Below are 12,498 nucleotides of genomic sequence, written 5' to 3'. Positions count from 1 at the left end.
TAACTTTTAATGTTGAAATCAAAATTATATTATTATCTTATGTTGCCATTTTTCTTTCCAAATGTTGGCTTTAATTTATTTAGTTTTGATGTTTCGCCTTTCCCAATGATATCTGCCTTAATTATATTGAGCATCGAATCAAAAAATTATCCGAAAATTCTCTATTATCTATGGATTCCGGCTTTTTTTTCATTTCCAATTATATTAATGACATATGAAGATTGGCCATATTTTGTACGCTTAATAGGGGTGTATTTTTCGGTGCCACTAATTTCGATAGCTTGCTACAAATCAATTTGTTCTGGTGTAGATGTTGGAAAATTATCTAAAAATGTTATTTATATATCTTTTATTGCAGGACTTGCCCAGAAATTTATATCGACGGATGTTTTTTCAAATTTATTGCATTCGCGATCTACGGAATCAAGAGGCTACAGTAGTTTGTACTCTGAACCTTCCTTTTTTGGAATGGCAACATTAATGTTTTTATTGATCTATATAATTTCAAATATTAAAATAGGTAAGAGATGTGATTGGAAGCCATTGTTTGTGGGGCTGCTTTCTATTTTTATGCTTTCACAGTCAGCTATTTCTATACTAATTCTGTTGGTTGTATCCTTGCTTTATTGTCTTTTGGATTTGAATAGGAGAAATATTATTATTTTAATTTTTTGGGCTGTGCTTTTGGTTATGGTATTGTCTTTGGTTGTCGAGGAGACTGGAAGTCGTACATTAAACATAATTAATATGTTTATTAATAGTCCGCAAGATATTTTGTTGATTGATGCTAGTATATCTGAACGGGTGATGCATATTTATTTATCAATTAAGGGATCAATTAATAATTACTTTATGCCTAGTGGCTTTTATAAATTTATCGAGATAATTAATAATGAAATGTTGGTGAATGAATTTTTTTGGTGGGGTGAGTCTACAAATAAAATAATGTCTGGTATTGGTTCTGCGTTGTTTGAGATCGGGATAATTTCTTTGATCACTCCATTGGTATTTATTTCATTGGCGTATAAAAATAATTTTAATTTTAATATGCTTGTTTTGACTTCTCTTTTGCCAATTTTAATTTACGCAAATGCAATTAATTTCGCGAGTCCTTATTTCTCTATATTAATCGGTTTGCTGGCATTTAATCTGAGAGGTGTGGATTCTAAAATTTTTGTTAAAAAATTCTGAATTTTTCGCATAATTTAAAGAAATGCTTTTTAAATTTTTGATTAAATTAATTTAAAAAAATATAAAATGATAACTATTGATGGAATTATTTTTTCTTTGCAAAGTTACGGTGGAATATCAGTTTATTTCCGTGAACTCTTGAATTATCTTGAGAAATCAAAAATTTCTGCACGTTTATCAATCGAGGAGCCGGTAAATCAAAAATTTGATTTTCTTTTAAAAAATATTTTGGTTGATTATCGCTCGTCGCGTAGTCTTGAACGTTATCGACCATGTAGGGTTAGTGATACTGCTTCAGTATTCCACTCAAGTTATTATCGTCAGCCCTCACGTAGAAATTTACCAACTGTCGTTACAGTTCATGACTTCATTTATGAACGTTTTCGTCGAGGACCAGCACTTTGGGCGCATAGTTTTCAAAAGTACGAATCTATAAGGCAAGCCCAATCGATTATTTGTATTTCGGAATCAACCCGTGATGATCTAATGGAGTTCGTTGGTGTAAGGTCAGATCAAAAAGTACATATTATACCCAATGGCGTTAGCAGTTGCTTTAAGCCCGTTCCAATCGGGCAATCGCCAAGCCCTTTCATTCTTTTTGTGGGTGATCGCCGAGGGTACAAAAATTTTGCTTTGGTGTTAGATGCCCTTAAATATTTGCCTGGATTAAATTTATATTGTGTGGGCGGTGGGTCATTACGTGATGATGAACTTCGGTTATTAAGCCCCAGCATCCGCAAACGGGTGATGCACATGGGCTTCGTTTCGGATAACGAACTTAATGTGGCTTACAATCAGGCTGTTTGTCTGGTTTATCCATCACGCTACGAAGGATTCGGTATACCGGTTGTGGAGGCAATGAAAGCTGGTTGCCCTGTGGTGAGTGTAAATTGCAAGGCCGTGGTCGAGGTAGGTGGAATTGCATTGGAACGATTGGATGAAGAAGATCCAATGGCACTTGCGGATGCGGTAACTCGGTTGCGAGATCCTGCGTATCGTGCCCTGCGAGTTTCAGCTGGTCTCCATCGAGCCGGTATTTATGATTGGGGGGTATGTCACGAGCAGACCGTGGCTATTTATAGAGGTTTATCAAGCAAGGTTTAATGCTTGTTATATTTAAATTGCTGTTTAAGGACTGAACTGTTGAAAATCTCAATCATTACTGTATGCTTTAATAGCGATGCTACTATTGCTGATACTTTAGATTCTGTGCGCTCCCAAGCCTACCCGTATTTAGAATACATTATTGTTGATGGCGGCTCCAGTGATAAAACTTTGGCGGTTATTAATTCAAAGTTGATGCCTAGTCACAAGTTAATTTCTGAGCAGGATAGTGGCATATACGATGCAATGAACAAAGGCATTGCTTTGGCGACAGGTGAAATTATTGGTTTTATCAACGCCGACGATTTTTATCCTTCGTCCGACGTAATCTCTAAAGTTGTGAAGGTTTTTGAAAACAGCAGAGTGGATTGCTGCTATGGTGACTTGTTGTATGTCGAGCAAGAAAATACTTCAAAAATCGTTCGTTACTGGCGATCTTGTCCTTTTGTTGCCGGTCTTTTCGGTAAAGGTTGGTGCCCACCTCACCCGACATTTTTTGTTCGGCGTGAAGTCTATGAACGTTTAGGTGCTTTTAACCTGAATTTCAAAATCGCTGCAGATGTTGAGTTAATGGCCCGTTTTTTAGAGGTTGAGGGGATCAGTAGCTATTATTTACCCGAGGTCTTGGTGCACATGCGCATGGGCGGCACCACCAATCGCAGCCTGAGCAATGTCATCAAGCAGAACCTGGAAGTTCGGCGGGGTTTACTTGCATTGGGCCTTGGGTTTTCATGGATGCGGTTTTTGGGAAACAAGGTTTTTTCCAGAGCCTGGCAGTTTGTTCGTCGCCCCGTTTGACCAGCATGATGAACAATTGGGCTGTTACTGGTGCCACAGGTTTTGTGGGTTTGGCCTGTTTGCACCGTTTGGTTGCGCTCCGCACTTCCTCTGCCAATGCTGCTGTGTCACCTGTCATTTTGGGGATTTCTCGCCGTCCTCCCCGGGTTCCCATATCTGGCGTTCGTTATGCACAATTGGGCGACTTGTCAGTGCCCATCAATTGGCTATCCGCTCTTAAAGGTATTGATGTGTTGGTGCACACCGCGGCACGCGTGCATGTGATGACCGATACCGCCAGCGACCCCTTGGAAGAATTTCGCAGGGTCAATGTGCAGGGCACTTTGCATATGGCCCGCCAAGCTGCTGCTGCAGGTGTCAAGCGTTTGGTGTTTATCAGCACGGTCAAGGTGAATGGTGAGAACACTGAGCCAGATGTGTCATTTTCGCCAGATGCGGTTGCAGACCCGCAAGACGCCTATGGGATTTCAAAACTGGAAGCTGAGCAAGGTTTGCGCGAAATTGCGGTGGAGACGGGAATGGAAGTGGTGTTCATTCGTCCGCCCTTGGTGTATGGCCCTGGAGTAAAGGCCAACTTTGCCTCCCTGATGCGGGTTGTCAAGCGAGGTTGGCCCCTTCCTTTCGCGTTGGTCCGCAACCAACGCAGCTTGGTGGCGTTGGCCAACTTGGTGGATTTCATTGTCACCTGCGCCACTCACCCCCAAGCGGCCAACCAGACTTTTTTGGTCAGCGACGGGCGAGACCTTTCAACGCCGGAGTTGATCCGCAAGATGTCTGAAGCTGCTGGCGTGCCTGTTCGGTTGTGGCCGGTGCCGGTATGGGCTTTGAGGGCTGGCGCGCGGATGCTTGGGAAGGGTGATGCGATGCAGCGGTTGTGTGGCAACTTGCAAGTGGATGTATCGAAGGCGCGGGATTTGTTGGGCTGGGTGCCGCCCGTGTCGGTCGAGGATGGGTTGCAAGCTTGCTTCTCGATAGAGAATTGATCCCCAAGTTCACTGTGATGATGGGTGGTGCAGATGCGTTCAATCAAAGGAAATTGGTTATGACCGGGTGGCGTGGTTTGGTATTGCGGTGGCTGGATGTCCTCCTTGCTGGTACGGGTTTGTTGGTGCTCTTGCCTGTTTTGTTGGTGGTGGGTCTCTTCTGTTGGACAGACACTCGCTCGCCATTGTTTGCGCAAGAGCGTGTCGGCCGCGACCAGCGGTTGTTTGTTTTGGTGAAATTTCGCACCATGCGTCCTGGTACGGCGTCTGTGGCATCGCATCTGGTCAGCAGTTCAGCGGTTACGCGTACAGGTGTTTTTTTGCGCCGCACGAAGTTGGACGAGCTTCCCCAGTTATGGAATGTGCTGTTGGGTCACATGAGTCTCGTCGGCCCACGCCCCGGTTTGTCCAACCAACACCAGTTGACCGCTGCCCGTGAAGCACTTGGGGTCTATGCGGCTCGCCCCGGCATCACCGGTTTGGCGCAGGTTAATGGCATTGACATGTCGACACCCGAATTGCTGGCTCAAACTGATGCGCGCATGTTGCGAGAATTAGGAGTGTTGAACTATTTCAAATTCATTTTCCTGACTGTCACAGGCAAAGGTGCCGGCGACGCAGCAAGCGCAAAATGAATATTCAGAATTTATGGCCTAAGACTCAGGACTTTGAATTTGTGCGAGATCTCCCCCCAAGGCTGAAACCATGATCCCCACTTTGAGCCGTTTGGCCTCACCGGTCTTGGCTTTGCCGCGTGCAGTCAAGCGCGGTGTCGTGCTGGTGTTGGATGCGAGCCTTTGTATTTTGTCCGTGTGGCTGGCTTTTTACCTGCGCCTCGGTAGTTTTTCGTCCATGGCGGGGCCGGCCTTCTGGCCTGCAGCGGCCTCTGTGGTTTTGGCCCTGCCTGTTTTCATCAAATCGGGGCTGTACCGCGCCATCTTCCGCTACAGCGGTTTGCCGGCCATGGTGGCGGTGGGGCGCGCCATGCTGTTGTATGGCTTGGCTTTCGCGGCCATTTTTACCTTTTGGGGTGTGGAGGGTGTGCCGCGCACGGTGGGTTTGATTCAGCCGATCTTGTTGCTGCTTTTGATCGGCGCTTCACGTGCAGCAGCGAGAGTGTGGTTGGGTGGGCTGTACCACCAGCAGTTGCGCAAGGCGTCTTTGCCACAGGCACTGATCTATGGCGCTGGCAGCGCGGGTCGTCAACTGGCCTCGGCGATGGCCAACAGCCCTGAGATTCAAGTGGCGGGTTTCCTCGACGACGACGATCGGCTGCATGGCCACGTGCTCAATGGCTTGCCCATTCTCAACCCGGCTGACTTGGATGAGTTGTTGAGCGACTCGCCCATCACCGACGTGTTGCTGGCCTTGCCCAGCGTGTCGCGTCAACGTCGTAATGAAATTTTGAATGCCCTCAAGCCCCACAAGCTGGTGGTGCGCACCCTGCCAGGCCTGAGCGATATCGCGACCGGCAAAGTGAACCTGAGCGATGTGCGCGCGCTCGACATCGATGATCTGCTGGGCCGCGAGCCGGTCAAGCCCAATGGCTTGCTGCTCAACCTCAATACCCACCAAAAAACCGTGCTGGTGACCGGTGCGGGGGGCAGCATCGGCAGTGAACTGTGCCGCCAGATCCTCATGACCCACCCCAAGCAATTGCTCCTGGTGGAGATGAGTGAGTTTGCGCTCTACCAGATTCATCAGGAACTGCAGGCCTCTTTGGCGGGTGTGCGATTGAACGTCACCGAGCTGGTGGAGGGCGCTGTCCCTGTGGCGCCCGTGGCTGTTGAGGGGACAAGCATCGAAATTGTGCCCTTGCTGGCTTCGGTGTGCGACGAAGTGCGCATGCAAGAGATCATGGACACCTGGAAGCCGCACACGGTGTACCACGCAGCAGCCTACAAGCATGTGCCCTTGGTCGAGCACAACCCGGTCGAGGGTGTGCGCAACAACGTGTGGGGTACCCGGGTGTGCGCCGAAGCGGCGGCGCGCAACGGCGTGCGCAACTTTGTGCTGATCAGCACGGACAAGGCTGTGCGCCCCACCAACATCATGGGCGCGACCAAGCGCTTGGCAGAGATGGTGTTGCAGGCCCAGGCCGAGGTGAATGCGGCGCTGGTCGCGCAAGGGGGCCCAGGGTCAATGAGCCGGACGATTTTCTCGATGGTGCGCTTTGGCAATGTGCTCGGCTCCAGTGGCTCTGTGGTGCCGCTGTTTCGTGAGCAGATCAAAAATGGCGGCCCTATCACCTTGACACATGCCGACATGACGCGTTACTTCATGACCATCCCGGAGGCGGCGCAGCTGGTCATTCAGGCCGGCGCCATGGGGCAGGGGGGGGATGTGTTTGTGCTGGACATGGGTCAACCCGTGAAGATCATGGATCTGGCGCGCCGCATGGTGGAGTTGTCGGGCCTGACGGTGCGCGATGCGCTGCACCCCGACGGCGACATCGAGCTGACGGTCACCGGCCTGCGGCCTGGAGAAAAGCTCTTTGAAGAGCTGCTGATCGGCGACAACCCCAAGCCCACCCAGCACCCCCTCATCATGAAGGCGCATGAGCAACACCTGTCATGGCCGCAGCTGGAGAGCAAGCTCAATATCCTGAGCATGGCCACAGGCGTGAACGATGTGCCCGTGATTCGCGCGTTGCTCAAAGACCTGGTCAGCGGATACCAGCCCAGCGGCGAGGTGGTGGATTGGGTACACATGGCCCTGGAGCGCGAAGCACTGGCCCATGAATAAATGGTGCATACCGACACCATGGCGGCCTTGAAAAACCCACATGGGCGAGGGATTCAACCCAGCGATCCGCAGCGCAATCTGCCGGTCGATGGCGATCAGTTGATCTTGCGGATGCTGGTCGGCGGCACCGACAGGTTGACTTGTTTGCTCAGGATGTTGAGCAGCACCATCACCCGTCCTTCGCCATCGGCCATGTGGTAGATGGCCTCCACGCCCACAAACGGCCCCTTGGTCACCACGACCTGCTCACCGGGCTCAAAGTGGCGAAGTTGCACCTCGGTCGAATCTGTTTGGGTTTGCAGCTGGGCAATCAACTCGTCATCAACCTTGGCCGGCGTCTGGCCAAAGGTGACCAAGCGGCTCACGCCCAGGGTGGAGCGGATGGGTGCCCAGCTCTGGGATTCGAGCCCCATGCCCAAACGGATGAACAAGTAACGGGGAAAGAGCGGCTCTTGCACCACATGCAGGTCGCCTCGACGCAGCTTTTCCGCCCGGATCAGCGGCAAAAAGCAGGCAAAGCCTTGACGCTCGAGGTTGTCCAGCGCAACGCGTTCTTGTCGGATCTTGGTGTGGATCAGATACCAGTTGTTCATCGTGATTGCTTTTATGTTTAAAAGATGAACGATTGTATATTTAGGTATTTATTTTTAACAGCAGCTCTGCTGCTGGTGTGCGTAGGGGTGAGGCTTTCAGGCCATTCGCGCACGCCCAGTATGCAGTTTTTTGTAGCTGTCGAGCAAGCGGTGGTGTCTGTCCAGGCCTTCAAGTCTCATGCTGGTGGGTGTGAGTCCAAAAAACCGCACGCTGCCTTGCACAGAGCCGATGACGGCATTCATTTGGTCATGGCCAAACATGCGGCGCAAATTTTGCTCATAGTCCTCTAGCACGAGAGCGGGATCGATCTCGACTTCGAGCACCACGTTCATGGCCTGGTAAAACAATTTGCGCTCGACGGTGTTGTCGTTGTATTGCAAGAATGCACCGACCAAGTCGTGTGCTGCTTCAAATTGTTTCAAAGCCAGGTGGATCAGAAGTTTGAGCTCCAACACAGTGAGCTGCCCCCAAACTGTGTTTTCGTCAAACTCGATGCCGATCAAGGTGCCAATGTCCAAATACTCATCGAGCTCGTTGTTGTCCAAGCGCTCAAGCAATGCGGCCAAGCTGGCGTCGTTGAGGCGGTGCAGATGGAGGATGTCTTCGCGAAACAGCAGGGCTTTGTTGGTGTTGTCCCAAATCAAATCTTCAACCGGGTAAACCTCGGAATAGCCCGGCACCAAAATCCGGCAGGCGATGGCGCCCAACTGGTCGTGTACCGCGGTGTAGACCTCTTTGCCCATGTCTTGAAGAATGCCCAACAAGGTAGCGGCTTCTTGCGCGTTGGCGTTGTCGCCTTGGGCAGAAAAATCCCATGCCACAAAGTCGTGGTCTGCTTTGGCGCTGAAGAACCGCCATGACACGATGCCGCTGGAGTCAATGAAGTGCTCCACAAAGTTGTTGGGCTCGGTGACCGCATGGCTCTCGAAAGTGGGGGGCGGCAAGTCGTTGAGGCCTTCAAAGCTGCGGCCTTGCAGCAGTTCGGTGAGGCTGCGCTCCAGTGCCACTTCCAGGCGGGGGTGTGCGCCAAACGATGCAAAGACACCGCCTGTGCGTGGGTTCATCAAGGTGACGCACATCACGGGGTATCGGCCGCCCAAGGACGCGTCTTTGACCAACACCGGAAAGCCCTGTGCCTCCAGGCCTTGGATGCCCGCCAAGATGCTGGGGTATTGGGCCAACACGTTTTGCGGCACATCGGGCAGGCACATTTCTCCCTCCAAGATTTCGCGCTTGACCGCGCGTTCAAAAATCTCGGACAGGCATTGCACTTGCGCTTCCGCCAAGGTGTTGCCCGCACTCATGCCATTGCTGACGAACAAGTTCTCAATGAGGTTGGAGGGGAAGTACACCACTTCGCCGTCGGAGTGGCGCACAAAGGGCAGTGAACATATGCCACGTGCGACATGGCCGGAGTTGGTGTCAATCAGGTGCGAGCTGCGCAAATCGCCATCGGGGTTGTAAATGGGCAGGCAGTAGGCATCCAAAATGCCAGTGGGCAGTGCATCTTTTTTGCCTGGCTTGAACCAGCGCTCGTTGGGGTAATGCACAAATGCTGCGTTGGCGATGTCTTCGCCCCAATAGGCGCCCGCGTAGAAATGGTTGTTGTTGATGCGTTCGATGTATTCCCCCAGTGCAGAGGCCAAGGCGCTTTCTTTGGTGGCACCCTTGCCATTGGTGAAGCACATGGGCGAGTGTGCATCCCGAATGTGCAGGGACCACACATGGGGAATGATGTTGCGCCAAGAGGCAATTTCAATCTTGATGCCCAGGTCGGCCAGGATGCCGGACATGTTGGCGATGGTTTGCTCCAAGGGCAGGTCTTTGCCTGGGATGAAGGTGCTGCTGTCCGTGTGAGGTTGGCGCTGGAGCAACGATTGCGCATCGGCATCCAGGCTCTCAACGACCTCGATCACAAACTCGGGGCCCGCCTGCACCACTTTTTTGACGGTGCAGCGCTCAATCGAATTCAAAATGCCTCTGCGGTCTACCTCTGAAATGTCCGCAGGCAATTCCACCTGAATTTTGAAAATTTGTTGGTACCGGTTGTCAGGATCAACGATGTTGTTTTGTGAGAGGCGAATGTGCTCTGTGGAAATCTTGCGGGTATCGCAATACAGCTTCACAAAATAGGCCGCGCACAAAGCGGACGAGGCCAAAAAATAGTCGAAAGGCCCAGGTGCTGAGCCATCGCCTTTGTAGCGGATGGGTTGGTCGGCGACGACGGTGAAGTCATCGAATTTGGCCTCTAGACGCAGTTTGTCCAGAAAGTTGACTTTGATTTCCATGGGCGATTTTCAATAGGGACTCAAAACAATGCGAGCGAGCGGGTACGCCATCATGCAAGCCTTCAGTATATAAAGTCCCACTGGAAAAAAGAGGCCCCACCGAGAATGACTTCCCGGTGGGGCCCCATCTGCCCCATCTGCCCCTTCTGCCCCTTCTGCCCCTTCTGCCCCGTTGTGCCTGTGGGCGGGTCCGTCAAGTGCTGGGACTGTCGCTGGGGCGGGCGCTGCTGGTTTCGGCAAAACGGCCCGCCAGAAAAGCGGTGAAAAACCCATTGAACCAATCCATGTTGATGGGCTTGGCCATGAAGATGCAGCCTTCGGGCAAGCCGCCACGGCTTTCAATTTCCTCAGACGTCAATGCAGACAACACCAGCGTTGTCATGCGCTTGAATTGCGGGTTCTGGCGCACGGTGCGCAGCAACTCGAAACCGTCAACGCCGGGCATGTTCAAGTCGGTGATCAGCACATCCGGCTTGATGCTGGACAGGTCGATCAAGGCCTCCAGACCCGATGACATGGCGGTGCAATCGACCGGCATGGTGGAGCGGTTGCAGTAACCCCGCAGCATTTCGCGCGTGACGGCATCGTCTTCCACCAGCAAAACGCGCAAACGGGTGTCACGCGGATCGTTGTGCAGGGTCAACATGTTGTGCTTGCGCTGGTATTCGCGGATGGAGGGCATCGAAATCCTGCGATGACCGCCTTGCGTTTTCCAAGCTTGCAGCTCATTTTTTTCGACCAAGGTTTGAATGGTACCGACGGACAGACCCAACAGCTTGGCTGCATAAGTGGTGCCGCAGTAGTCTTCCGGGGTGTCGGGTGTGAGGATGGTTTGCATGGTGCTTATTTTAGTAATAAAAGCATAAAAAACAATCTTTTTGTTTATTAAAAAGAGGGTGGCACCATGTGCCAGTGTCCAACTGGAGGCGTTCAGGGGGGGAGGTCGCCGTTTGGGCCTGCGTGATGAGGTCTTGGCGCACTGGAATGGTCTCCGCTGTGACAAAGTTGGCTGCGAAGCCAAGCCAGTGCGGCATTAACATGGATTCAAACCACACTTGGAGACTGTCGATGCCCGCCCATGCCGCTGTTTGGCCCGTCCGCTTGCCTGCCAAGATCACTCCGCCGGCCACCTCACTCTGGATGAATTTGGCCATCAGTGCCCTGCGCTATCCTGAAAAAGCCGCCTTGGTGTTCATGGGCAGGGTCTGGACTTACCGCGAGTTGATGGCCCATGCCGAGCAATTGGCAGGGCAGCTGAAAGTTTTGGGCGTGCAGGCCGGGGACCGGGTGGTGCTCGACATGCAAAACTGCCCGCAACTGGTGATCACGCACTTTGCGATTTTGCGCATCGATGCGGTGGTGGTGCCCGTCAACCCGATGAACCGTGCTGAAGAACTCAAGCACTACATCACCGATCCCGATACGCGGGTGGCGGTGACCACCGCCGATTTGGCTGCGGATCTGGCGCAGGCCAGCGACGCTTTGCCGCCTGAGCAGCGTCTGAAGCATCTGGTGGTGACGCAATTCACCGATGTATTCGATGGTCAGACTGTGGGGTCGGAAGACCTGCCTGAGGCATGGCGATCTTGGCTGCTCCCCGTGCGCGAGTTGCCGGCTCTGTCATCCGCTCAAGTGCACACTTGGTCCGCTTTGATGGCAGCGCCTGCCGCAGACTTGCCGCCACCGCGAGCCCAACCCGATGACCTGGCTGTGTTGCCCTACACCAGTGGTACCACGGGCTTGCCCAAAGGTTGCATGCACACCCACGGCACCCTCATGCACAACGCCATGGCCAGCGGCTTGTGGGGCAATGGAACGCCCGAGAACGTCACGCTGTGCGTGGTGCCCATGTTCCACATCACCGGCATGGTGAGTGTGATGCACACCAGCATTTTGTTGGGTGCCAGTTTGGTGATCATGCCGCGGTGGGATCGTGATGTGGCGGGGCATTTGATCTCCAAATGGAAAGTCACCCACTGGACCAACATCCCCACCATGGTGATTGATTTGTTGGGCAGCCCGAACATGGGCCGTTATGACTTGAGCAGCCTGGTTTACATCGGCGGTGGTGGTGCTGCCATGCCCGAGGCTGTGGCCCAGCGTTTGTTGGAGCAGTTTGGGCTGCGTTACGTGGAAGGTTATGGCTTGACGGAGACGGCAGCCCCGTCGCACACCAACCCACCCGATGCGCCCAAGAAGCAGTGTTTGGGTATCCCCTTCATGAGCGTGGAATCGCGCATCGTGGACCCGGAGACTTTGGCCGAGCTGCCGCCAGGCGAATCGGGCGAAATCGTGATCAGCGGCCCGCAGGTTTTCAAGGGCTATTGGAAACGGCCAGAGGCCACGGCAGATGCCTTCTTTGAGCGCGATGGTTTGCGGTTTTTTCGCTCGGGGGATATGGGGCGTGTTGACGAGGCGGGTTACTTCTTCATGACCGACCGACTCAAACGCATGATCAATGCCAGCGGCTTCAAGGTCTGGCCGGCCGAGGTGGAAGCGCTCATGTTTCGCCACCCCGCCATCCAAGAAGCTTGCATCATCGCGACGCGCGACGTCTACCGAGGAGAATCGGTCAAAGCGGTGGTGGTCTTGCGCCAGGGCCAGCAAGGGCTTGTGAGCGAGCAAGACATCATCGACTGGTGCCGTGAGAACATGGCGGTTTACAAAATGCCCCGCGCTGTGAGTTTTGTGGATGCGCTGCCCAAGAGCGGCAGCGGCAAAGTCATGTGGCGGGCCCTGCAAGAAGCTGAAATGGCTGCTTTGGATGCGTCCACCAAGGCCTGAAGTTGTCAGCC

The 12,498-nt window shown here is 52.5% G+C and carries 10 protein-coding genes; 7 read left to right on the top strand and 3 right to left on the bottom strand.

All coding sequences use genetic code 11. The features are described 5' to 3' along the window. The first annotated feature begins 9 nt into the window (after positions 1–9). From ACHEXK_RS09805 to ACHEXK_RS09780, 6 genes are all read left to right on the top strand, one after another. Positions 10–1,191 carry a hypothetical protein gene (locus ACHEXK_RS09805; RefSeq protein ID WP_416545679.1) on the top strand — a complete coding sequence of 394 codons (1,182 nt, stop codon included), beginning with the start codon at positions 10–12 and terminating at the stop codon, positions 1,189–1,191. 66 nt (positions 1,192–1,257) lie between these two features. Further along, positions 1,258–2,295, top strand: a complete 1,038-nt coding sequence (locus ACHEXK_RS09800; protein ID WP_416545677.1) for a glycosyltransferase family 4 protein — start codon at positions 1,258–1,260, stop codon at positions 2,293–2,295. Between the two features lie 39 nt (positions 2,296–2,334). After that, complete coding sequence (locus ACHEXK_RS09795) at positions 2,335–3,093, top strand: glycosyltransferase family 2 protein (protein WP_416545675.1); 759 nt, start codon at positions 2,335–2,337, stop codon at positions 3,091–3,093. Positions 3,094–3,098: 5 nt separating this feature from the next. Further along, a complete protein-coding gene (locus ACHEXK_RS09790; protein WP_416545674.1) occupies positions 3,099–4,076 on the top strand; it encodes a UDP-glucose 4-epimerase family protein in 978 nt (325 codons plus the stop codon). After that, positions 4,073–4,711, top strand: coding sequence for a sugar transferase (locus ACHEXK_RS09785; protein ID WP_416545672.1), 639 nt, complete (start codon positions 4,073–4,075; stop codon positions 4,709–4,711). Before ACHEXK_RS09790 ends, ACHEXK_RS09785 begins: the two co-directional genes overlap by 4 nt. 70 nt (positions 4,712–4,781) lie before the next feature. Beyond that, positions 4,782–6,821: a polysaccharide biosynthesis protein gene (locus ACHEXK_RS09780; protein ID WP_416545670.1), complete on the top strand. Its 2,040-nt coding sequence runs from the start codon at positions 4,782–4,784 to the stop codon at positions 6,819–6,821. A gap of 95 nt (positions 6,822–6,916) precedes the next feature. Here ACHEXK_RS09780 and rfaH read toward each other — a convergent pair whose 3' ends face one another. The 3 genes from rfaH to ACHEXK_RS09765 all read right to left on the bottom strand — a co-directional run bounded on the left by rfaH (position 6,917) and on the right by ACHEXK_RS09765 (position 10,541). After that, positions 6,917–7,414, bottom strand: a complete 498-nt coding sequence (gene rfaH / locus ACHEXK_RS09775) for a transcription/translation regulatory transformer protein RfaH (protein WP_416545668.1) — start codon at positions 7,412–7,414, stop codon at positions 6,917–6,919. Between the two features lie 96 nt (positions 7,415–7,510). Next, positions 7,511–9,703 (bottom strand): OsmC domain/YcaO domain-containing protein, encoded by a 2,193-nt coding sequence (locus ACHEXK_RS09770; protein ID WP_416545667.1) that lies wholly within the window; start codon positions 9,701–9,703, stop codon positions 7,511–7,513. Positions 9,704–9,896: 193 nt separating this feature from the next. Continuing rightward, the gene (locus ACHEXK_RS09765) at positions 9,897–10,541 is read right to left on the bottom strand and encodes a response regulator (protein ID WP_416545666.1); all 645 of its coding nucleotides are present in this window, start codon (positions 10,539–10,541) and stop codon (positions 9,897–9,899) included. A 230-nt stretch (positions 10,542–10,771) separates the two neighbouring features. Here ACHEXK_RS09765 and ACHEXK_RS09760 point away from each other — a divergent pair, with 230 nt between their 5' ends. Beyond that, positions 10,772–12,487 carry a long-chain fatty acid--CoA ligase gene (locus ACHEXK_RS09760; RefSeq protein WP_416545665.1) on the top strand — a complete coding sequence of 572 codons (1,716 nt, stop codon included), beginning with the start codon at positions 10,772–10,774 and terminating at the stop codon, positions 12,485–12,487. Positions 12,488–12,498: the final 11 nt, after the last annotated feature.

It is taken from the genome of Limnohabitans sp. DCL3 (assembly GCF_048019295.1).
GTDB lineage: Bacteria > Pseudomonadota > Gammaproteobacteria > Burkholderiales > Burkholderiaceae_C > Limnohabitans_A.
This window is presented reverse-complemented; position numbering and strand designations above follow the sequence as displayed.

Bases quoted from the DNA above. Each gene is read 5' to 3' on its own strand.
- ACHEXK_RS09805 (WP_416545679.1), top strand. From the start codon at position 10: ATGTTGAAATCAAAATTATATTATTATCTTATGTTGCCATTTTTCTTT.
- ACHEXK_RS09800 (WP_416545677.1), top strand. From the start codon at position 1,258: ATGATAACTATTGATGGAATTATTTTTTCTTTGCAAAGTTACGGTGGA.
- ACHEXK_RS09790 (WP_416545674.1), top strand. From the start codon at position 3,099: ATGATGAACAATTGGGCTGTTACTGGTGCCACAGGTTTTGTGGGTTTG.
- ACHEXK_RS09780 (WP_416545670.1), top strand. From the start codon at position 4,782: ATGATCCCCACTTTGAGCCGTTTGGCCTCACCGGTCTTGGCTTTGCCG.
- rfaH (WP_416545668.1), bottom strand. From the start codon at position 7,414: ATGAACAACTGGTATCTGATCCACACCAAGATCCGACAAGAACGCGTT.
- ACHEXK_RS09770 (WP_416545667.1), bottom strand. From the start codon at position 9,703: ATGGAAATCAAAGTCAACTTTCTGGACAAACTGCGTCTAGAGGCCAAA.
- ACHEXK_RS09765 (WP_416545666.1), bottom strand. From the start codon at position 10,541: ATGCAAACCATCCTCACACCCGACACCCCGGAAGACTACTGCGGCACC.
- ACHEXK_RS09760 (WP_416545665.1), top strand. From the start codon at position 10,772: ATGCCCGCCCATGCCGCTGTTTGGCCCGTCCGCTTGCCTGCCAAGATC.